Annotated in this window: 18 protein-coding genes and 1 riboswitch; of the genes, 3 read left to right on the top strand and 15 right to left on the bottom strand. The window is 33.2% G+C overall.

What is annotated here, in order from left to right:
* Window positions 1–74 precede the first annotated feature (74 nt).
* The 7 genes from LNP81_RS16915 to LNP81_RS16885 all read right to left on the bottom strand — a co-directional run bounded on the left by LNP81_RS16915 (window position 75) and on the right by LNP81_RS16885 (window position 8,943).
* On the bottom strand, window positions 75–1,022 hold the full coding sequence (locus tag LNP81_RS16915; RefSeq protein ID WP_230037848.1) for a DUF4465 domain-containing protein: 948 nt from the start codon (window positions 1,020–1,022) through the stop codon (window positions 75–77).
* Window positions 1,023–1,079: 57 nt separating this feature from the next.
* Window positions 1,080–2,309 carry a hypothetical protein gene (locus LNP81_RS16910; protein WP_230037846.1) on the bottom strand — a complete coding sequence of 410 codons (1,230 nt, stop codon included), beginning with the start codon at window positions 2,307–2,309 and terminating at the stop codon, window positions 1,080–1,082.
* A 7-nt stretch (window positions 2,310–2,316) separates the two neighbouring features.
* The gene (locus LNP81_RS16905; RefSeq protein ID WP_230037844.1) at window positions 2,317–3,549 is read right to left on the bottom strand and encodes a hypothetical protein; all 1,233 of its coding nucleotides are present in this window, start codon (window positions 3,547–3,549) and stop codon (window positions 2,317–2,319) included.
* Between the two features lie 41 nt (window positions 3,550–3,590).
* Complete coding sequence (locus tag LNP81_RS16900; RefSeq protein ID WP_230037842.1) at window positions 3,591–4,886, bottom strand: cell surface protein; 1,296 nt, start codon at window positions 4,884–4,886, stop codon at window positions 3,591–3,593.
* Between the two features lies 1 nt (window position 4,887).
* The gene (locus LNP81_RS16895) at window positions 4,888–6,033 is read right to left on the bottom strand and encodes a beta-propeller fold lactonase family protein (RefSeq protein ID WP_230037840.1); all 1,146 of its coding nucleotides are present in this window, start codon (window positions 6,031–6,033) and stop codon (window positions 4,888–4,890) included.
* A complete protein-coding gene (locus tag LNP81_RS16890; protein ID WP_230037838.1) occupies window positions 6,030–8,078 on the bottom strand; it encodes a TonB-dependent receptor in 2,049 nt (682 codons plus the stop codon). Before LNP81_RS16890 ends, LNP81_RS16895 begins: the two co-directional genes overlap by 4 nt.
* 114 nt (window positions 8,079–8,192) lie before the next feature.
* Window positions 8,193–8,400: riboswitch (cobalamin riboswitch) on the bottom strand.
* Between the two features lie 294 nt (window positions 8,401–8,694).
* Complete coding sequence (locus LNP81_RS16885) at window positions 8,695–8,943, bottom strand: hypothetical protein (protein ID WP_065449787.1); 249 nt, start codon at window positions 8,941–8,943, stop codon at window positions 8,695–8,697.
* A 261-nt stretch (window positions 8,944–9,204) separates the two neighbouring features.
* Here LNP81_RS16885 and LNP81_RS16880 point away from each other — a divergent pair, with 261 nt between their 5' ends.
* The 3 genes from LNP81_RS16880 to LNP81_RS16870 all read left to right on the top strand — a co-directional run bounded on the left by LNP81_RS16880 (window position 9,205) and on the right by LNP81_RS16870 (window position 10,972).
* A complete protein-coding gene (locus LNP81_RS16880) occupies window positions 9,205–9,768 on the top strand; it encodes a Crp/Fnr family transcriptional regulator (RefSeq protein WP_230040922.1) in 564 nt (187 codons plus the stop codon).
* A 173-nt stretch (window positions 9,769–9,941) separates the two neighbouring features.
* The gene (locus LNP81_RS16875; protein ID WP_230040921.1) at window positions 9,942–10,331 is read left to right on the top strand and encodes a RidA family protein; all 390 of its coding nucleotides are present in this window, start codon (window positions 9,942–9,944) and stop codon (window positions 10,329–10,331) included.
* Between the two features lie 395 nt (window positions 10,332–10,726).
* Window positions 10,727–10,972: a hypothetical protein gene (locus LNP81_RS16870; protein ID WP_230037836.1), complete on the top strand. Its 246-nt coding sequence runs from the start codon at window positions 10,727–10,729 to the stop codon at window positions 10,970–10,972.
* A 27-nt stretch (window positions 10,973–10,999) separates the two neighbouring features.
* Here the strand turns inward: LNP81_RS16870 and LNP81_RS16865 are convergent, their stop codons facing one another.
* The 8 genes from LNP81_RS16865 to LNP81_RS16830 all read right to left on the bottom strand — a co-directional run bounded on the left by LNP81_RS16865 (window position 11,000) and on the right by LNP81_RS16830 (window position 21,015).
* Entirely contained in the window at window positions 11,000–12,508 is a 1,509-nt protein-coding gene (locus LNP81_RS16865; protein ID WP_230037834.1) for a glycoside hydrolase family protein, read from the bottom strand.
* Window positions 12,509–12,712: 204 nt separating this feature from the next.
* Window positions 12,713–14,893 carry an HAD-IIB family hydrolase gene (locus tag LNP81_RS16860; protein WP_230037832.1) on the bottom strand — a complete coding sequence of 727 codons (2,181 nt, stop codon included), beginning with the start codon at window positions 14,891–14,893 and terminating at the stop codon, window positions 12,713–12,715.
* 371 nt (window positions 14,894–15,264) lie between these two features.
* Window positions 15,265–15,594 carry a hypothetical protein gene (locus LNP81_RS16855; RefSeq protein WP_230037830.1) on the bottom strand — a complete coding sequence of 110 codons (330 nt, stop codon included), beginning with the start codon at window positions 15,592–15,594 and terminating at the stop codon, window positions 15,265–15,267.
* A gap of 234 nt (window positions 15,595–15,828) precedes the next feature.
* Entirely contained in the window at window positions 15,829–16,161 is a 333-nt protein-coding gene (locus LNP81_RS16850) for a DUF4870 domain-containing protein (RefSeq protein WP_230037828.1), read from the bottom strand.
* Window positions 16,162–16,221: 60 nt separating this feature from the next.
* Complete coding sequence (locus LNP81_RS16845) at window positions 16,222–16,602, bottom strand: YegP family protein (protein WP_230037826.1); 381 nt, start codon at window positions 16,600–16,602, stop codon at window positions 16,222–16,224.
* A 61-nt stretch (window positions 16,603–16,663) separates the two neighbouring features.
* Complete coding sequence (locus LNP81_RS16840; protein WP_230037824.1) at window positions 16,664–18,178, bottom strand: PAS domain-containing sensor histidine kinase; 1,515 nt, start codon at window positions 18,176–18,178, stop codon at window positions 16,664–16,666.
* A gap of 522 nt (window positions 18,179–18,700) precedes the next feature.
* Entirely contained in the window at window positions 18,701–19,354 is a 654-nt protein-coding gene (locus LNP81_RS16835) for a response regulator transcription factor (RefSeq protein ID WP_230037822.1), read from the bottom strand.
* Between the two features lie 86 nt (window positions 19,355–19,440).
* Complete coding sequence (locus tag LNP81_RS16830; RefSeq protein ID WP_230037820.1) at window positions 19,441–21,015, bottom strand: sensor histidine kinase; 1,575 nt, start codon at window positions 21,013–21,015, stop codon at window positions 19,441–19,443.
* Window positions 21,016–21,818: the final 803 nt, after the last annotated feature.

The following is a 21,818-nucleotide window of genomic DNA, read 5'->3' as shown; positions in this document are numbered from 1 at the left end:
ATCAAGTAAAGTAAATGCATAAAAAAAGCTGCAAGAAATCTTGCAGCTTTTATAAAGTAATGAGATTAATGCCTTTAATCTACACGTTTTACAGAAAGTTTGTCTAAGCAGAAATAAGCTGCAGTATTCATTCCGTAAACTAAATCTGAATCTGTAGAAGTCATTTGGAAAACAAGGTATTTTACATCTCCTAAACTCTGAAGATTAAGTGTATTTACATTTATCCATCCTGTAGGCATTACTAATGAAGATCCTGTATGATTTGCTAATGTATGTACAATAGGATTCGTGATAGTTCCGTCTTCAGCTACTCCGTAAATTAATAATTTGAAAGAATCACCTGAAGTGAATGCTCTTGCAAATCCATCTCCGTATAAACAACCGTAATACGGCCATGGGTGCATGTTTATTTTTAATCCTTCGACTTTATATAATCCTGTGTTTCCAATTTTAATCCAGTTTGAAAAACTGCTTTCGCTAAAGGTAGTTCCTTGTGGATTTTTAGGATCTAAATAGCTTGACCAATACGCTACGATATAAGGATCACCTGTTGTTCCGGGAGTTCCGGCAGCAATTGTAGAAGAAGTACCAAAACCGCTTCCGGCCATAGTTCCCCATTGATGAGGCACCCATCCATCAGATCCGCCAGGGCCTGAACCAGAACCGTAATCTGTAATGTCATTTACATTTGACACGATAAAACCATCCCAATAATTATAACCTGAAGAGGTAGCTGTATGCGAAAATGTAAAGATATCTACATTTAAATTCGTGTTAGACACATACGTGTTTTCCCAGTATTTACCGCCGGTTGTTGTAATGCCGCTGGTTAATAATGCACTGGTTAAATTAAGCGTTGATGTGGTTCCAATTGCAGGATCTGTTACTGTTCTTTTTGTTAAACCACTCTGGTTTTTTGCAACTGCACTTGCACTTTCGTTGCTTAAAGGCGCATCATCATTGTTACAGGATGAAAGTCCTAAGAAAAGACCTACTGTTAAAAAATAAAGTACTTTTTTCATAATTTATAAAATTTAGGGTTAATATTCGTTTTTAGTTAATATAAGAAAAGGTGGTTTTTACTTACTTGCTTTTGGAAAATTCAAATCTTCGGCTTTTATAAAGTAGCTTGTTACCAAATCTGTAGCACCTGCGGCTGCAAATGTTGAAACGAATACTTTGATAAAATCGATTCCGGGTAAATGAACTTTCTTCCCGTTACTATCTACAGCCCAGCTAATATCTATTGACGGATCTTTGATACCTCCGTAACCCCACTCAAAAGTTCCTACATTAAAGGTTGTTTCATCTCCGTCACTTACATCTTTCACCGGCAAATACACTTTTGTTCCTTTTACTGTATAGGATTCTCCCATCCATTGCGGATAATAATTATAGCGTCTCCATTTTTTTGTTTTTGTAATAAAACCGGATGCATTTTTATTATCGGTCCATTTAAGATATTCTTTATCAAACTGCCAGTCTTTTGTACCTGTTACAGCTGCTTTAGCCGGATTAGGCTTGTTGTAGGTCATTTCATAATTTTTAACAGTAGTCGATTTATTGTATTCACTACCAGCGATTTCATACCATTCGTTTTCGTCTGCAATGCCGTTTTTATTTGCATCGTAAGCAACATAGATGCTTACAGGCGAAAATTTTAAACTACCGTTATTCTCATTCATTAAAACTGTAAAATCACGTTTACCATAAGTATTTATTACTGTATGATCAAAAGCTGTAACAATTGATCCTCCAAAAGTTCCTAATGAAATACCATTTTCTTCTGTAAGATCTGACTGAATTTTTTCCATAACTTGTGCTTTGGTCGTAAATGGAATATTATCACTATTATAACTAGGTGCAGGCAAATAATCGATAACCGATAATGCTTTTGAAGTATAGGTTTTACCCGTTTCTGAAACAGTAACTTTTGTAGACGCTTGTTTTACCAATTTCCCTAATGTTACGGCTAAATCTACTGTATAACTAGCTGCTTTAGGCGCTATGAATTGTAATGTTTTAGTGTCTCCAATAACAGAATCTTTTACAGCTCCGTTAGCTCCGCTTACTTTTGTTGTCCATTTGTATTTTGCAAGGGCAGCATCACCATTTTCGATAATTACTTCAGGATCTACAGTTACTGCATTGTATCTGCTAACGCTAAAATCCGATGCTAATTTTAATGAAATGGAAGCTTCTTTTACAGGTTGCGTTTCAGGATCTTCTTGTTTTGAATCGTCATTGCTGCAGCAATAAAAAGCGCCAATAGCCAATAGAAACAAACTATGTTTTAAATACTTTTTCATATTCTTATTATTTTACTTTTTTTAAATTGTATTTTTTTAATAGATGAAGATCTCCTGCTCCTGCAAACTTAGTAGCCATTGAAGATTGCTGATGGCAAAGTCCCATTGGTTCGCTCACACAGTTTACTATTTTTATAAAATTAATTCCGGGAAGATTGGCTTTGTTTCCGTTTTTATCTACTGCCCAATCGATATCGATATCAGGGTTTACTGCATTTGCATATCCCCATTGTGGAGGTGTAAAATTCCATAGGGTAGCTTGCCCCGGACGTGCCGTAACAAAATCTACATTTAGTTTTGTTCCTTCATAAGTAACTGAAGTTTGAGCAGCCCATAAAGGATAATATTCTTTTTTGCTCTTAGATCTTGGCAGGTAGTAGGACTCAGGTGAATTATTTTCGCAAAAAATGTGTTCACGATCTGAAAACATATCATTAGGTCCGCCCACTACTACAGGTGCTCCTGCCGCTTTTTTATGATACGTGATTTTAAAATTCTTTATGGTATTTGTTTTTGTGTGCTGACTTCCTATGATTTCATACCATTCATCTTCATCGGGTTTTCCGTTTCCGTTTTTATCATAAGCAACATATATTAATCCCGGTGCCGGCGGATTGGCCTGATCTGTTAAATCTCCTCCATAAATTTTAAAATCGTTTTGTCCCGGAACATTCACAACAGTATGATCGAAACCTACAATAATAGAACCTCCAAAACCTCCAAGATCCAATTGATATCCAACATTGGTTTCATTGATTCTGCCCAAAGCCGTTCGCACTACATCTTCTTTTTTAAATCCGTCTTTGTATAAATCATTGGCAAACATTCCCGGTGCCGGATCAAAATCAAAAATACTTGTGATATATGGGGTGTAATTTTTGGTCTCGTTCGTTACATTAATTATTGTTTTTTTACTGCCTTTTTTATCTCCTGAAGTAACATTTAAAGTCAGTTCATAAGCTCCCGAATAAATGGCTACAAAACGTAAGTCTTTTGTGTTTCCAACAATAGAATCTGTCTTTTGGTTCACCGGATTTTTAGTCAAAATCCATTCATAAACAGGGCTTGCAACTTCGGCAGAAACCGGAATATTAAGGACGCTAAATGTCGATGTTTCGTATTTTTCCTGAAGTGTAACTGCGATCTTTTCTTCAGCTTTATCATCATCATTGTTGCTACTACAGCTTGTAAACACGGCTGCAAAGGCAACTAATAATAAATGGGTAAGGTTTTTTTTCATGGTTTTTGGTATTATAATTTTAATTTAATATTTTGGTTAATCTATTTTCGGGTAGGAATATTTTCTCCCAAAAGGTGCAAATCTGTTGCTCCCATTATTTCGGTAGAAGTTTCGCCTAACCATCCCGCCTGCTGGTTGAGACCATTATACACTTTTACAAAATCTACTCCCGGAAGGTGAATTTTGTTTCCGTTTTTATCAATTGCCCAATCAATATCTATAGCAGAATCATCGTCGTTGTTGGGTGCGTTATCTGCATATCCGTAAAGAAATGCGTACTGAACAAAATAGCTTCCTGTTCCGCTTTCATCAACCGCATTGTCCCGTAATCTTGTTCCTTTAAAAGTGAGACTTGGCTGATCTTTGAGCCATTTTGGCCAGTAATCTAATGAGTGATTGTAGGCGTTGTTTTGTGCCAAATAACCATCTTTACCCTGATTGTCTTTCCAGTAGATATATTCTATATCAGTAAAAAGTACAGTTCCGGTTCCACCTCCGGGAACAGGCACTTTGTTGGGATCTGGCCTGTAGTACGTGATTTCATAATTATGAATCGTTTTTTCCATGTTGTGACCTGCACCTTCTATTTCGTACCATTCGTCATCCGGAAGTCCGTTTTTATTTTTATCGTAAGAAACCATTATCACTCCCGCTTCACTACTCCCGCCTCGCATTGAAGTATCAGGATTAGGATTGGCATCTGCCCAGAAAGCATTGCCTAAAACCCTAAAATCGCGTTTGCCTTTTATGTTAACAATGGTATGATCAAATCCAAAAACAATGTAACCGCCAAATGCTCCAAGCGAAATAAGATCTCCGTTTTTCTTGGCCAAGTATGTATTGGCTCTGGCCAAAATTCTTTCGGCCGTTTCTCCATCATTGGCTGCCGGTAAATCATTTATAAACTGTCCGGGCGCAGGTTTAAACTCAAATACTTTGTCGATAAAAGTTTTATATTCCTTTGTTTCTTTGGTTACATTTACCTTTACTTTTTGCGTTTGCATCATTCCCTGATCGTTGATCAATAACGTCAGTTCGTAAACCCCAACTTCAGTCGCTGCAAATAAGGTTTCCTTGGCCGTAACATCAGAAAATGCATAATTATCAGATGGTCCTTTTGTCACGCTCCACGTAAATTTAGCCTCTGTACTTAGTCCATTATGTGCTGTAACTGCTACTATTTTAGAGCGTTGTACACTATATTCATTTTCAACAATAGTTTCTCCGTTATCATCGTCATTCGAACCACTATCAGAACAATTGGTAAGTGTTAGTGCTACTAATACAAGCACTGCGAATCGAAAATGTTTTAAAAAGTTGTGATACATTTTTTTCATTTTAATTTTTAGTTATAAAAGCAATATGTGCAGGAATATTCCCGGCGGTAGTTTTCCATTTTAGTTTGCCTTCGGGCGTAAAGCAATAGATGTAGCCTGTTACCACATAATTTTGTGCATCGGTAATATAAATTTCCTTTGTTTCAGGATTTATCTGAAGTCCGTACGGAATCATAATTTGTTTCTCGGTACCGTCTGTAATAATCTTATCGCTTATTACTTTCTTCGTTTTTGTATCTAATATTCCGTAGGTCACCTTATTACTATTGGTGAGGTAACTCCATGATACACTGTAATAATAGAGCAAATCGTCAACGAGACACATTCCTAAAACCGGCATATCGAGCTGCATTTTTTTCTCATCAGTTTTAGTATCAATCACAAAAAGATTCGAAGGAATGTTGTAATAATCTCCTCTGGAACTCACATAAATATCTCCCCTGCTGTCGATTTCCATACTGTAAAGATTGATACCAACATCTATCTTTTTTATTTCGGTAAAAGTTTCAAGATCGATTACAGATACGGTTCTGTCGTAGTTGGGAACCCTGTAACCTCCGGAATTGGCAACGTAAAGTTTCCCGTTGTGTACCACCATTTGTTCGGGCTGATAACCCACATTTACTTTTCTTTTTATTTCTAATGATGTCGTATCGATTTCTGCCACAAAACCTATTTCGGCATTGGGGTCAATCGCCACAGGACCTGCGTAAGAACTTACATAAGCTTTATCTTTATAGAAAGCCACATATCTACAATTGGGAATGTCTATTTTTTTGATGCGTTTTGCCGTCCATTTATCAATAACTTCTACTTTGTTCGAAACATTAATTACCGCATAAACCTTGTTGCCGTAGATTTGAATATCGTTTCCAACATCACCCAATTCTTTTACAACTGTTGGGTTTCGTTCTGAATAAATATCGGTGGTATAATTTCCTGTCCTGTAATTGAATACATCAATACTGGCTCTGTTCATTCCCATATTACCTTCATTAAGAAGATAAAATCCCTCTATTTTACCGTCGCTTCTTGGCGCAGCTACACTTTTATCCGAAGACGGAAAAATCGTTTCCTCTTCCCTACAGGAAACAAAAGCAAGGGTTATCAATAAACCGAGGACTAATTTTGTTGTGATCTTTTTCATAGCTCGATACTTATTATAAATTTCATTGTACGACCCGGCATAGGATAATTGTAAATTACCTCGTATTGCTGATCGAAGACATTGTTAAGTTCTATTGCGCCTTTCATTTTATAATGCTGAAATGCAAATGATTTCTGCACTGCCAAATCGTGTGTATACCAAGGCTGAACTTCGTTGACTTTTATATTATTAACATTGCCATTGTATCGTTTTCCTACGTATACAAAACTGTAATTGAAGTTCCAGGTTTCGTATTCAGCATTTAATATTCCTGATCCGCTATGCCATGGCGTATAAGGGATCTGGTCTCCGTAAGATGATAATTCCAGACCGCCAAATTTGGTGTAATCCCTGTTTTCAGAAAAGGTATAAGTAAGATTTGTGGTTAAGTTTACTTTGCCAATGTGCATGCCTATATTCACGACAGATTCTATTCCTTGTCCTTTTACCTGCCCCATATTGGTCATCATCCAGCGAAATAAATTTCCTGTAGGCGCTGCTAATATTTTGTCTTTGGTATTGGTATAATAGCCATCAACCTGAAAAGATATTTTATCGAAGAATCCTTTATTTACAAGCACATTATAAGTAAAACCAATATCGTACTGATTCATATATTCAGGTCTCAACGTACTCGAACCAACCATTGTATAATACAAATCATTAAAAGTGGGCATTCTGAAAATACGTTTTGCAAATGCTCTTACATTAAAATCGTATTCCTTAAAAGGTGTGTAACCTAAAAATAAAGCAGGTGTAAATTCTTTTTTATCAGGGGCTTTTGCATTGTAGCGCACTTCTTCCTGAACATAAGTTCCCACAACACTTCCCAAAGCTTTAAAACCACCATATCTGTACGAACTTGCCAAAGAAAATAATGCTGTATAACGCTGCGGAAAAGAAAACTGAGTATTTATTCCTTTTCTGGTTGCATTTAATCTGTTGTACTGAAAATCTGTAGATAGCGAAACATCCCAGTTCGATACTATACTGTACATGTTTACTGCCGATACATAATATTCCTGCTGGTAATAACTATCATCAGATTGTGCGCCTTCGGTTACGGTTTCACCTAAAATATTGGTAGTATCTCTTGCTACATAATGCGTGTAATCGTAAGCATATTTTGCTTTGGCCTGAAACTTATATCTTTTTGTAAAATCTTTAATGAAAGTTCCTTGTGCGAAAAAATTCTTATCGTATTGTCTGAAACCATCAGAAAATTTATTCTCGACAATCGCTCCCGGAGCTCCTCTGTCAGAATCATAATAATACACTTTGGCATCCCAGGAACCGTTATTGATTTTTCCGTAAAGTCCGGATTCAAATCGTAAAGCTTCTATATCGCTATTGTGTCTGGTGGCAGTGGTATCGTAGGCTACAGATCCGTCGAGATTATTTCTTTTGTATCTAAATTTGTATTGTCCGTTTGATTTGATGTATTCTGAACTTACGTTCATGCTGACTTTATCGCTCAGTTTTTGTTCCCATCTAAAAGAAGGATCAAAATAATTGATGGACATGGTTTTAAACCTTACCAGTAAATTTGTTTTTTTATCGCCAACAAAAACAGGACGTTTTGTTCTTAAATAAATGGTCGAGGCGGCTGAAAAGTCTTTTGCCGACTGAAAAATTTCACTTTTCTGTCCGTTGTATAATGTTAGGGATTCCATGTCATCCAGGGAATATTTACCCAGATCTGTGACTCCGTTTTGCGCGTTACCCAACTGAATACCATCGTAAAAAACACCTACATGATGTGTACCCATATTACGTACATCGACCGTTTTAAGTCCGCCGAGACCTCCATAATCCTTAATTTGGATTCCGGCAAAATATCTCAATGCATCGGCAACATTATGGCTCGCTAAATTCTCCAGTAATTTTCCTGAAAGACTTTGTACGGGAATTACTTCCTGATACGGTTTACCTTTTAAAATAACTTCTTTTAAAACACGCAAACTGTCATTAGATACTTGCGAATGAAGCAAATACGGAATAAGAAATAAGAAAAAGAATAAGAGTAATTTTTTTGTATTATACATCACTGATTTAATTAAATAAACTTCGCGGATGTAGTAATCAAAAAGCAAAAAGAGAGAATCCCACTATGCAATAGCAGGTCAATTCTTGTTGTTCGACTTTATTCCACGAAAGTCTTAAACTATGTGATTATGGCAGGTCTCCTGACTTGTTCCATCTTTAAACAACCTTCTCATTCACCGTGGCGAACAATGGCATTAGTAACGTTTAAAGACTTATATAGAACTTACAGTAGCGGGTCTGCTCAGGATTTGCACCTGATTCCCTTTTAACTATTTTCTTTTATTTTTCTAAAGAAAACAGACCAAAATCTGACGTAAAGATATGATTATCTTTATAAAAAGAAGTATAATGTAACGAAATTACATTTTTAATAATGAATTAACATAAACACCATTAATAACATAAGTGAATTAAAAACACGTTTTTGCCAAATTAATTTTGAGTTAAAATACAGCTGTAAGATTGGCAACGATTTCGACCGTTGGGGCTTGGAGAATTGGGTTCTAAAAACACATAACCCAAGGTTGAAACCTTGGACTATGTTTAAAATAAGATTAAAATTTTAGAAGTGTAATAAAATGCAGAGTTTTAATTCTTCAGACGATAATGCTATTATTATCTGAAAATTGTTATGGTATCTGCCAAATTTTCTTTGTAGATAAATGCTTTGATAAATTCCTGGACTTCATTTGTAGTTTCAGAAGGAGTTGCGAAAGAGTTGATATGAAATTCATCATCCTGATCCAGGATATGAATAATTTCGGTATAACCTTTAGAGATTAAACTACCCTTTAATTTAATAATATTCAACTGTTGTTGACTATCCAACTCCTTACGAACTTTTAGTTTTATAGCTTTATCCATTTGTAAATATTTTAAATTATTTGACTCAGATTCATTCTCAAATATAAATATTAATTCGTTAATAATGTTCCTAAAACAGCTTTATAAAACATTATTTATCAACACAGTAATAAACAAAAGTTTAAGAAATTGTTATTAATTTTATTAAATCGTTATCTACTTCTTAAATTTAATTTTCTTATATTTTATGCTAATCGCAAAATTGATATCGCTAATAAAAGCTTCTCTTCTATTAAAATTTCAATAACTTTGGATGCTACTATGCACAATCAACTTAGAGAACATATCGAGAAAATAATTCCTCTTACAGATGAAGAGTTTGCTTTTGTGTCTTCTCATTTTACTGCCAAAAAATTTAAAAAACATCAGTTTCTTATTCAGGAAGGCAATCCTGTCAAGCATTCTTATTTTATCATTTCGGGACTTTTAAAATTGGTTTATACTGATGAAAAAGCAAAGCAGCATGTTGTTTCTTTTGCTATGGAAGATTGGTGGGAAAGTGATTACTACGCCTTTTTTACCCAAACTGAAGCTACAATGTCATTAGAATGCCTTGAAGATACTGAAGTGCTTTGCTGCTCGTTTGAAGATTATAAAAACCTATGTAACGGTTTACAGAAAATGGAGCGCTTTTTTCTGGAGAAAGCCACTTTTGGTTTTCTGGGATCTCAACGTCGCATTATTTCCTGGCAGACTTCTAACTCTAAAGAACGTTACAACCAATTATTAAAACAATATCCTTCGCTCCTGCAGCGTGTTCCTAAAAGTCTTATTGCCTCGTATTTAGGAGTTTCGCGCGAAACACTAAGTCGCTTATCTTCCTGATGTGACAATTCTCACATCAAAATCGTGAAAAATGTCACGAGTACTTTCCAGCCGTTATGCTCAATTTTGTATTACAATTTTAAACTGTAATCGTGAAAAAAACGGCAAGCCTTTTAGTATTACTATTATTAACTACGATGCCTGTATTGGCACAAACGAAAAAAGGAAAACAAATGGAAAAAAGAGAATTTAATCCTTGGGAATGGCAAAATCAACGCAGTTACGTACAAGCAGTTGAAGTAAAAAATCCGCAGGGAACACTTTATGTTTCAGGACAAACGGCAATAAGTGCAGACGGGATTTCCAGCAACGAAAACATGGAATCGCAAATAAAACTGGCATTGCAAAATCTGGATCATGTAATTACCGAAGCCGGATATGAATGCAGCGGAATTGTTCGGTTGAATATCTACACTACCGCGACTGATGAACTTTGGCCACATTTTAATCTTATTCAGGATTGGGTGGCGAAACATGGTATGAAACAAGCTACAACTTTACTGGAAGTAAAAAGTCTTTTTGAAACTTTAAAAGTTGAACTGGAAGCAACAGTCGTAAAATAATCTGTCACTATTTAATATAAAAAAGCTGTGTCTTTCTTTTCAGGAAAAACGCAGCTTTTTTGTTTATTTTTTTTTCTTTAAAATTGAAAAAATCAAATCAATTTATTTACTATTTGAAAAGTTTTAAAATAAAAAAGAAGTGAAATCTTCTTACAATTTACACCTATAAACAATAGTCTTTCAAACGGTTATCTAAAAAAACATGTAAATCCGTCTATTTTTTTTAATTTTTTGCCTTATATTTCAAAACTAAAAATTCAATTTTTACGTAATTACCTGAAACGATAGTCTTGTAATAAGATAAATTCAATTCACTGGTACGTTTTTGGAAAAATATTGAATTTTATCTTATTCCTGATTATCGTTATTTTTATTAAATTTTAAGAATATTAAGTTTGGACAATATTAATGTACTAAGATTAAAAAGAACTTTAGCTTACCTGGAAAGCAAACAACGTGAATTAAAAAGACAAAACGAAAACGATACCCGAAGTCTTGAATCTATGATAAAATATCTTAAAAAAGATATGCTGGAACAATTTAAACTTCACCATTATGATATCTATATTCAGAATGAAATGGACAATACCGAAACTTTCATAAAAAGCGTGCAAAGCATTATCGATAGTAATTCACAATAGTTTGAATTACTATCGATAATAATTAAACTACTGGGCAATTTTATTATACTCATCAATTGCTTTATTAGGATCTGCGGTTGCATATTCGTTTTCCGGTTCTGGAATGACATGAATTTTTGAATCGCTTAAAGAAACAATTGCCGAACATACGTAAACACCAATTTTACCTTCGCTGTATTTATAGTCTAACAATGTGAGTTTGACGATTTCATTGATCGAAAGTTCATAATAGTTTCCGTAACGAATAATCTTAAAATAGATTTCTTTATTGTCTACAATTTCAAACTGATTGGTTTGAAGATTTTCGAAAACAAAATTATTTTTCACATCTTTTTCATTAAATCCCCAGGCTCTAAACTGCACAAAACCATTTACAAAATCAATTGAGATATAATAGGCTGTTCCCTGTTCGTCACATTCGATCACAAAACCGGTTTTCCCCATTCCTTCGACGGCCAGCGTTCCTTCCCAGACAAAATTTTCCGAAGGTTTATCAAAGCAAAAAACTTCGTATCCGCTTCGACAGCCAATTCTCCATTTATTTTCATTTTCTACCTCAAAATTTGCCGACGGATTTCCTAAAATAGGCACCGGAATGGGCAAGTTTCTTTGGTGAATGGTTCTTTGGTAAAGTGTTCTCCAATGATGATAGGTTTTTAATAATAATCGTCCGTTACTATCAACATCCAGTTGTTTAGGCGGCGGAATTACACGAAGAGTGTTGACATTTCCTCCAACGAAATAAAAATTATAAATCAAATAATATTCACCTTCTTTTACAATTCTTGCTGCATAATTGCCTTGTGGCATTAAAACATTATTATGAAAAGCGTGATATTCTCCTTTAAAATCCGGAGAAAACCAATACCGCACTTTGATGTCTTCGCGAATGGAACCAAGCAAATAATGCATCCCTTTTATTTCTACCACACAAGGACATTCGATATCATCATAAACGTAAGCTACATGCAATGGTTTTTGCAGTACAAAACCTTTTTCTTCTCGTTTTGCTACACCAATGCAACCTCTTCTATAGGTTGGTCCTACTGCGCTTCGGGCGCAAATAAGTAAATAATCTTCTCCTTCGAACTGGTATTTATAAGGATCCCGAAAACTCAGCCATTCACGCGGATTATTATCCCGGCTTTCATAATACGGAGCATCACTTTTTAGCGGTAAACCATACTGATTGTCTTTTGTCCAGTGAATCAAATCCGGCGAAACTGCTCTTCCTACTTTTTGTGTAACTCCTTTGTCTTTGCGCTTTAAACCGGTATAATACATTTCGTATCCTTCTCCGTCAGAGTTTTTACTCACATGCATTGTCCATAACATATCATCATCCCATTCGCCGGGATCGCCTACAAACAAAGCATTTTTTACTCTTTTCCAAGAAAGACCATCTTTTGATACTGCATGCGCAATATAATCGTGATTGGGAATAATAAGATGAAATAAATGATGCACTCCGCTTTCATCTATAAACACATCAACGTCTCCTATTTCCCAATTACTAAATCCTGAACCTGAATACATATTTAACCTATTTTATTATTTAACTTATTGTGTCATTTTTGTCATCCTGAGCGAAGTCGAAGGACCGCAAACAAAATCGCCAATCTTTGTCGAAATTCCACATTTCAAGGCATTAAATCCCTTGCTACAATATAAATCGTTCCTTTGAAACTTTCTAATAACAACGATCATCCGGATATCTAAAGAATAACCAACATCTGTTATTTATTTTATTATTTTATAATGTTTTAATCCTTCTAAAATACCCGAAGAAGCTGAATCTTTGGCCACATAAATACTTTTTGTGGTTTCATAATCAGCCAATTCAACACTACGATTTCCTACGATGATTCCTTTTACAGCACCTCTGAACATATCGATATCGTTTCCTGAATCTCCTGCCGCAATAACATTCGATAAAGGAATAGACCATTTACGACATAAAAATTTAATGGCATTTCCTTTTGAGGCTCTTTTAGGGATAAAATCAAGAAATTCACCATGACTCGGGATGATATTTACTTTGTACCATCCAGCGCCTAAAACGGTGATTAATTGCTCGTGATCGTATTTTTCTTTATCATAATAATAGGATATTTTATAAGGATTTTGTGCTTCTTCTTCCTGCAATCGTAACCACGGAACTTCTTTCAAACGGCTGACAATATCTTCTCTTTTCCACCGACCGGCCAAAAATTTAGCCCAGCCTTTGTCTAAAATATAATCTTTACCATTTGTATAATAAATTTCGGTTCCTACAGAGCAGATAATAAAATCCGGCAAAGGAAATTGTTCTTCGTCGATAACTTGTTTTACCAATGCTAAATTTCGTCCGGATGCCAGTGCGAATGCCATTTTATCGGTACGATTGATCAAATGTTCTTTGAGTTCTTTTAAGCCGGGATTGTTTAATTTTGGTTCTATTAATGTACCGTCGATGTCTGAAACAAACAAATGTTCTACCTTACGTTTTAATCGTTCGATATTGATATTAGGATAATGCTGTTTTTTGATTCCTGAACCGGACGACAACGATAAGTTTTCATTGACCAAATCTACATATTGGTTTACGTGACTTAACCAGCTGTAATGTTTCTGAATATTTATCGCTCCGTTATTCGAGTAATATTTCCATTGATTTTCATTGGTTAAGATATTTCGCAATGCTTTTTTGATTTCGTTTTCGTCCAGCGGATCTACTAATTCTCCGTTTTGGCAAGTCGGAATAATTTCTGATGGTCCGCCGTTCTTGGTTACCACAACAGGTAAACCTGAACTTGCCGATTCAATTACGGTTAATCCGAAGTTTTCATGCAAAGCTAAATTCACAAAAACACCTCTTTTTTCGGCTGCATAGCGATAGATAATCGAAACCTCATTTTCGACGTCATGTTTCTTCGGAATGGCCATTTTTCCGTACAAATCATATTTATCCATTAATAGTAATAAATCTGTCAGCACATCTTTTTCAGATTCCGGCATTTTCGAAATATCTTTTCTGATTCCGGCAAAAATCACCAGATTGGCAATGCTTTGCAGTTCTTTGTCTTTACCATAAACTTCAATCAAGGTATGAAGGTTTTTATGGCGATCAGGCCTCGAAAGCGCCAGAATAAAAGGTTTATGCGGATTTATTAAAAATTTAGAAATGGTTTCAGATACCCAGTATTTCCTCTGCTCCTCTTCCATTTGCTTATCAGCATCCTGTTCTCTGTGATAATAAGGAACAAATTTGCTAGTATCAATTCCCGGAGAAATGGCGTGGTATTTACCTAATTCAAAATTTTTGTAGGGTTTATAGGTTTCAATTTCCTGTTCTGTCGATGTAACAATGAATTCAGCTAATTCTAATGTTTTTTCTTCGGCAGCTATTCTTTGTTTGAACTTATATTTCTTTTCAATTTCTTCTTCGCTCAAACCACTTTCGAGTAATTTATTTTTTTTATGAAAACCCAGCGAATGCCCGGTATGTGCGAAAGGAATATTTAGAATAGTAGATAATTCACTGGCTACATATCCGGCGTCTCCGTAATGAGAGTGAATCCAGTTTGGAAATATATCATGAAGTTTAATGTGTTGGACGATTCCGTTTACAAAAGTGTCTAAACCGTCCCATAATTGTTCTTTTGGCTTGTATTTTTTTCCTAAAAAAGGAATACGCCTTATGTCTAATTTATCATTAATGATTTCGATAGGAACTGCATATTCAGGAGAAAGATCTTTATCATCAATTAACCTTGTAAATATATGAACATGTTCTACATTTTCATGTTGCGATAAGAACTCAGCGAGCTCGTATACATATTTTGTTTGTCCGCCATTATCAGCATCTCTACCAATCTCTAAACCTGAACCTTTCAAGAGTCCGTGAATGTTGATTAATGAAATTCGTAATTTTGTCATCATTGTTTTTATTTGTTAGAATTTTTAAGGTACGAAAAATCGAGCAGTTTAGCCCAAAGACTTCCAAAAAATAACAGGATTATTAACATTTAAGCGCCCAAGTGTAAGAATCATAGTCCTTATGAACCTTATTGGCGTGATTACAAAAACGAAGTGTTTTGAGTTCGTATTTCAAAAAACAAATCTTTATTTGGCATAAAAAAACAGTAAAGTAAGCTTTGCCTTTTTTATTATTTCCTTATCGATTTATAATCATACAAACAAAAACACCGTCTTAAAAAAACCATGAGACTGGGTTTGGTTTTGATATGAATTTGGAGAATCGAATTCTGCAGCTTGTTTCTTAAATCCGGAAGTGTTTTTAAGATGTAGTTTTAAGTCTTTAATAATTGTTTTTCGTGTTTTATAACTATCCAAAACAATAAGATCATTAATTTCTTCCATAAAAGATAAGTCTCTGCACAAACGTTTACTGAAGAGACATACCAAAATATTGGATCCTTTTTTTCTAATTTCAAAAAATCACTTAACTCTAACTTATTGTATATCACAAATATGAAACGGTCGAAATCATTTATGTTCTTATTTTCAGTCAGGAAAGAATTATCTGTAAGTTCAAATTCATGAGTAAGGTCTTTTTTAAATATTTTATTAAAAAGTCCTCTAGGATCACGTACTAAAACTTTCGTTTTTTTTAATGTCATTTTTTACAACTTTAAATTTATTTTTTCAAAAAAAACTTGAAAAACAAACCTAAAAGTATTTTAATCCAAGAGTAATAATGGTCTCAATAAGACATATAATCATTACAATAAGACTTTTATTTTTTCAAACTCAAAAAAAGAAACAACATTTTGTTATAAAAAATAAGACCGCAAAAAGCGGTCTTAGATATTAGTTTTCATTTAAAAAATTGTAGCCTTGAAAACTAAATAAAATTAATATTTTATAAAATTAAATCGATCAACAAACATAATTCCTATAAGAGGTATTGGTTTTCTTTTTTGGTGAAAAGCATTTACAACTCCAACAATCAGAACGATCAAAATTCCAAAAATTAAAATTGAAAATAACGTTGACATTACAGGATCTGTCGCAATTACCGGAATAAAAAGCATACTTAATACTGCACCAAAAATTCCCAGACCAAAAGATTGTTTGAGATGATATTGGGCAAATGAAGATCTGCCGCCATTATGGTAAACAATAAAGGAAATCACCCAGCCAATAATCGTTAGGTAGCTAATAATTGAGATCGTTTTTCTGTTCATTTTATCTTGATGAATTTCGCATTTATAAGAGTTTTGGCAGTTTGTTTTTTCGTTTTATTATCAATTTACTTCGGCCACTGCCCTACTGTAAATCTTAGGTTCTTTTTTATTATTTGTACGGTCTTCGATTAAAGCATTTGGTGCCTTTGCTATAAATGATTCTATTTCTAAATCGCACGAAAGTTTATCTTCGAACATTTTACTTATTGCAATAATTTTTCCGTTAAAAGCTTTTATATTAAAATATCTTTTGTTGGTTCGGGATGTCTTTCTATTAAATTTGGTGTTGTCCTGCGAATTGAGTTTTACAGATTCAACTCCTTTTATACACATGTATTTTCTGGTATATTCTCCACTACTCAAGATAATTTCGTCATTATTATCTATAAAATCAAATTGATATTCTCCATTTGCATTTTTGTTAATTACAAATTTTTCCATTTTTAAAAATTATTTTTTGTGTAACCTTGTATTAAATTTCAATTGTAAAGCATCGCAACATTTAATCATTAAAAATGATCTTAAATGTGGTTCCTTTTCCTACCTGACTCTCTACTGTAACTCTACCGTTCATAGATTCAATCTGGTTTTTTGTGATATATAAACCTATTCCATTTGCTTTTTCGTGTTTATGAAATGTTTTATACATCCCAAAGAGCAAATGCCCGTATTTCTCGAGATCAATCCCTAATCCGTTGTCTTTTATTGTCAATACTTTCTTCTCGTTTTCAAGAAAGAAATTAAATTCGATGATTAAAAACTTATCCGGATTAGCATATTTTATTGCGTTTGTACACAAGTTCTGCAAGACACTTTCGAGATAAGCGGGATTAAAATTTATCGTTGCTTCAGCCGGAATATTATTTATAATCGTCGCATTATTTCTGTAACTATAAGCATTAACAATATTAAGAACCCTGCTTAAATAAGCATTCAAATTCAGTGGTTCTACCGCAATTTCAGCATTATTCTGAATATTGACTATTTGCGATAAATCTTCAATAGTCTTGTTGAGATCGTTAGAAACTGTTCGCAGGTATTTCATTGTTTCGCGTTTTTCGGCAAAATTTTCTTCTAAATCTATCATGTCCAGAAGCAATTTAAAATTTCCTGCGTGCGAGTTTAAATTATGAGATACGATATGCGAAAAGTTGAGTAATCTGTTGTTTTTTTCACTGTAGAATTCCATTTTTTTCATTAGTTCCAACTCTTTTTCTTTTTGAGACGAAACATCAGTATGGGTTCCTATTACTTTTAATGGGTTTCCGTTTGCATCACGTTCTATAACTTTTCCTCTGCTCAAAATCCATTTGTATTTTTCTTTGGATGTAAGTACACGATGAAAATTTTCATAAAAAGGCGTTTTTTCATCAAAATGATCATAAATCACTTTATAATATTTTTCGAGATCATCAGGATGTACAATTTCAGCCCAACGTTCGGGAGCATCAACATTGTTTACAACATCTAATTCTAATATTTTAAGAGACTGCGGCGAATAATAAACTGCATTTGCCTTTATATCCCAATCCCAAAAACCTGAAGTCGAAGTTTCTAAGGCGAACTTGAATCGCTCTTCTGAAATTTTAAGTTTTAATTCCTGATCTTTTAGGTCTGTAATATCTGTTATTCGTCCGTATAATTCGACACTGCCATCATTATTTACCTCTCTTTTTGTGGTAACTTTTAGCCAACATAATCCTTTATCAGGCAATTGTGCCCTAAAAATTACATCCCATTTTTTTCCTTTTTTAATAGCATCAATCAAAGACTGTTTTACTAAATTTTTATCTTCCTGATGAATTCTGCTATGAACCGAAAGTATAGTATTGGTAAACATATCATCAGGCAAAATTTCAAACATATCATAAGCCGAATCGCTTATAAATGGCATCTTATAATCATCATGTACTGAAATCGTGAACACAAAAAAAGCATCGCTAATCTCATCAAACAGTTTAGATTTCAAAACATTAGTACTTTTATTCTTTTTTGTTTTATAAAAATCAAATTCCATACTCTTATTTTTTAAAATAACATTCCTTAATATCTCAAACACCACAGAAATAATTAAAGGAGAGATTTCTTTAACTTTTTTACTAAACTTACATTAATAAAATCTCAATCCGGCATATATTCTCTCTCCTTTAAACCTTCTATAATCTTAAATTCTATTTTTTTTTTAATACAAAAACAATTATTTGTTGATCAGACGGCCACTTTCTAAAAATAAAATTGACCTGCATTGCATAAAATCCAAAAACACAAACAAAAGCCGTCTGGGGCAACAAAAAGATTATTCTTATGTCAGGATTTTTAAACTTCTCATTTGCTATTTCTTCCTGACATTACAAAAATACTATCAATAAAATCGATACTTTATAGAATAATGAACGCCTTTATGTAGAATGATTTCTACAGAAAAAACATATAAATTCAGGGAGTTTTAGTCAAAAAAAAACAGGAACCATAGATTCCTGTTTTGTAGTGTAAAATTTTGTAAAAGACCTGATTTCATATCAGATAATGTAAAATCTGGTTATTCATCATAGTAAAGCTGAAAAAACTTAATTAAATCGGCCAGATTATCTATTTCTAATTTTTCGAAAATCCTGTTTTTGTAAGTGCTTACAGTTGTTTTTTTAAGGTTTAAAAGTTCTAGTATTTCTAAATTTCCATAACCTTTTATTAATAACTGCGCGACTTCGATTTCTCTATTCGATAACAGATCTAAAGGATTTGTAGGCTTCTTTGAAATATAAGAATCTAAAATCTTGTCTTTGATATTTTGAGTAATGTATTTACCGGATAACATCATGGTATTAATGGCATTTTTCATTTCATCCTCGGTAGTTTCTTTATTCAGATACCCCGAAGCGCCGGCATTCAAATACCTCATGGCATAAATATTTTCGTCATAAGCCGAAAATATTAAAATTTTGATATCAGGCTGTATTGCCTTAATTTCTGCTATTACATTAATACTATTCCCGTCTGGAAAATTGACATCTAATATGAGTAAATCTACTTTTCCTTCTTTCAGGATATCAAATGTTTCTTTAAAATTTCCTGCTTTGTAAATTATGGCATTCAAAAACAACTCTTTAATAATCAGAGAAACTCCCTGCCTTACCACGCTGTGGTCATCGGCAACTAAAAAAGTATAGTTGTTGGATGGTGATTTCATTTTCATAAATTAAAATTATTACAACTCTTTTTCTCTAACTCTTTATTATTTTATTAAGATTATAAAATACAAAAACAACTAGTTTTTTTACTTTAAACCAAACTTAAAATCAGATTAAACATAATCTTTGTTCCTTTGCTTTCCTGGCTTTCAACGCTAATTTTCCCGCCAAATAGCTCTACTATTTCTTTGCACAAATTAAGCCCTAATCCTACGCCCAGATCATTTACTTTTCCGGAAACCGTTCCCTGATAATAAAGCTCGAAAATGTTTTTTAAGTCATTCTCTGCAATACCAATTCCGTTGTCCTGAATTTCGACTTTTAAATTCATTTGTTTGCCTGAGTTATTTTCAACATTCATGGCAATGAGTATTAATCCGTTTTTTGTAAACTTATTGGCATTTCCTATAATGTTATAAAAAAGCTGATGTATTTTGGTCGCATCAGAATACACTTCAAAATCTGAAACTAAATTAGATTTTACCTCTATTTTATTTCCTTTGCTTTCTACCAATGAAGTCATCGAATAAATGATCTGATTGATTTCTTCTTTTAAATGAAAGTTTTTGCTGTTTAGTTTTGGCGAATAATTTTCATCTTTAGAATATTCTAAAATCTGGTTGGCTAAAAGGAGCAACGAATTGGTCGTGAACTGAATCGATTTAAACGTTTCTTTGATTTCAGGATCTTTTATCGACGAGCTGATCATTTTACTATAAATAGAAATAATACTTAGAGGCGATCTGATTTCATGGCTCACCATACCCATAATCCTATTCTTGAAATTCAGGCTTTCGCGGATTTTTATCTGAGCGGTTGTTAATCTTTTTTCGTACTGAAATGCCATTCTGGTAAAACTAAAAAGTACGATCGATATCACAAACATCAATATTATCAAAATTATTATAGTATAGCTTCTGGCTGCTTTATTGGCATTGTATCGATCTAATAATTCTTTTTGGGTATTGCCCTGAAGAACATTTAGGGATTTGTTATAATGAGGCATTATTTCTGCCTCTAAATTCAGTAATTTATTATTTAGTTCTGTTAGTTTCGAATCCTGATCTCTTAAACTTGCAAACGAGTTTTTTAGATTTTTAAATTGGTTTTCGTAATATTTATTTGTCGTATTAAACATATTGGCAAACTGATCTTCGATACTTCCGGACACAACTTTATCATTGTATTTCATGGTAACTGTGATCTTCAGCTGTTCTTTCTGCACGTCCATTTTTCCGGCTAAGGCATCACCCAGTCTGGTAAATAATCCTTTTTTTGAAACACTGTCAACTTTGATATAAGAATCGGTTTTTATACTGTCTAAAATCTTTTTGTACTGAAATTTATTGAGTTTGAATGATTTTGAAACATTGTTTTTTGCCGGATTAAGCTGGGTTTCGATAATAGAATCAATATCTGATTCTAAAGATAAAATCGTATTTTCTGACTGATACTTTTCTTTCAAGATCTTCATAAACTCCTGATTGCCCTTAGTAAGCAAACTCAAACTATCCACCAGACGGCTTATTTCGTTTAAGGAAGCATTGTATTTATCTAAAGAAATCTGGTCTTTATAGGTTTTATAATTACTGAAATTCTTTTGAGAATCGATAAACGAGCTATTGATCTTACCTGTAAAATGTGATATTTTATTGATAGAATTCATAGAATCCAAAGTTTTAGACATCTGGGATTCATTTGAAGATTCATTGTACCAAATAATTACAATAATTAATTGTAAAAAAATGACACAGGTTATTAAGCTATAGTGGATTATTTTTCTTTGTTTGAATTTTAGTTTCAGCAAACTAAATGTATTATTCAATAAATGCTTTTTAATCAAAATTTATACTTTTAAAATGATAAAAAAATAAGGAGCAAAGAATACATCTATTACTCATACAATTGTTTTAATTAGGTATCAGAAGTATTATCATGAATGATGTACTACAATTTTGAATAAATATTTTTTTAACACTTCAATTAGAATAAACTAATTAAGTCCTACTGTCTGTAAAAAGTTCTTTTTAGTTTAAAATAAACCCGCCGCGAATAAAAACAGCAAAGCTTAGTCCTTGCTAAATCAACACTAAATATAACGACAACAAATATTTAAAAAGATTTGGGGAGTCTTTTAATTGATTAAATATGTTTGAAACAATTTACATACTTTTATTGATTTTTTGGATATAAATTTGTTTTTATTTTTTTAATAAGTTGCAAAAGTAATCTGCTCAGCATTAAGATCATGTAGAACATTATGAAACTACTTGTAGAACTTATTCTACAAAATAAACACTCTTTTTACAATTAAAATTCTTCTTATTTTATATAATTTACCCATAATTTAACTCATTAGAAAAATAAAATAATAAATAAGTTAGTCTAATGATCCAACATTTCCGGTTCGGGTTAATACGCCCATACTCTGACTTTCTTCTTTAATGGCTCTTCTAATGGCTCTAAACA

It is taken from the genome of Flavobacterium piscisymbiosum, assembly GCF_020905295.1.
GTDB lineage: Bacteria > Bacteroidota > Bacteroidia > Flavobacteriales > Flavobacteriaceae > Flavobacterium > Flavobacterium piscisymbiosum.
The sequence above is the reverse complement of the archived record's forward strand: the minus strand, read 5'-3'. Positions and strand labels throughout refer to the sequence as shown.

Excerpts from the sequence above, each read along its gene's own strand:
- LNP81_RS16915 (WP_230037848.1), bottom strand. The coding sequence starts at position 1,022 with ATGAAAAAAGTACTTTATTTTTTAACAGTAGGTCTTTTCTTAGGACTT.
- LNP81_RS16910 (WP_230037846.1), bottom strand. The coding sequence starts at position 2,309 with ATGAAAAAGTATTTAAAACATAGTTTGTTTCTATTGGCTATTGGCGCT.
- LNP81_RS16905 (WP_230037844.1), bottom strand. The coding sequence starts at position 3,549 with ATGAAAAAAAACCTTACCCATTTATTATTAGTTGCCTTTGCAGCCGTG.
- LNP81_RS16900 (WP_230037842.1), bottom strand. The coding sequence starts at position 4,886 with ATGAAAAAAATGTATCACAACTTTTTAAAACATTTTCGATTCGCAGTG.
- LNP81_RS16895 (WP_230037840.1), bottom strand. The coding sequence starts at position 6,033 with ATGAAAAAGATCACAACAAAATTAGTCCTCGGTTTATTGATAACCCTT.
- LNP81_RS16890 (WP_230037838.1), bottom strand. The coding sequence starts at position 8,078 with ATGTATAATACAAAAAAATTACTCTTATTCTTTTTCTTATTTCTTATT.
- LNP81_RS16885 (WP_065449787.1), bottom strand. The coding sequence starts at position 8,943 with ATGGATAAAGCTATAAAACTAAAAGTTCGTAAGGAGTTGGATAGTCAA.
- LNP81_RS16880 (WP_230040922.1), top strand. The coding sequence starts at position 9,205 with ATGCACAATCAACTTAGAGAACATATCGAGAAAATAATTCCTCTTACA.
- LNP81_RS16875 (WP_230040921.1), top strand. The coding sequence starts at position 9,942 with ATGGAAAAAAGAGAATTTAATCCTTGGGAATGGCAAAATCAACGCAGT.
- LNP81_RS16865 (WP_230037834.1), bottom strand. The coding sequence starts at position 12,508 with ATGTATTCAGGTTCAGGATTTAGTAATTGGGAAATAGGAGACGTTGAT.
- LNP81_RS16860 (WP_230037832.1), bottom strand. The coding sequence starts at position 14,893 with ATGATGACAAAATTACGAATTTCATTAATCAACATTCACGGACTCTTG.
- LNP81_RS16855 (WP_230037830.1), bottom strand. The coding sequence starts at position 15,594 with ATGACATTAAAAAAAACGAAAGTTTTAGTACGTGATCCTAGAGGACTT.
- LNP81_RS16850 (WP_230037828.1), bottom strand. The coding sequence starts at position 16,161 with ATGAACAGAAAAACGATCTCAATTATTAGCTACCTAACGATTATTGGC.
- LNP81_RS16845 (WP_230037826.1), bottom strand. The coding sequence starts at position 16,602 with ATGGAAAAATTTGTAATTAACAAAAATGCAAATGGAGAATATCAATTT.
- LNP81_RS16840 (WP_230037824.1), bottom strand. The coding sequence starts at position 18,178 with ATGGAATTTGATTTTTATAAAACAAAAAAGAATAAAAGTACTAATGTT.
- LNP81_RS16835 (WP_230037822.1), bottom strand. The coding sequence starts at position 19,354 with ATGAAAATGAAATCACCATCCAACAACTATACTTTTTTAGTTGCCGAT.
- LNP81_RS16830 (WP_230037820.1), bottom strand. The coding sequence starts at position 21,015 with ATGAATTCTATCAATAAAATATCACATTTTACAGGTAAGATCAATAGC.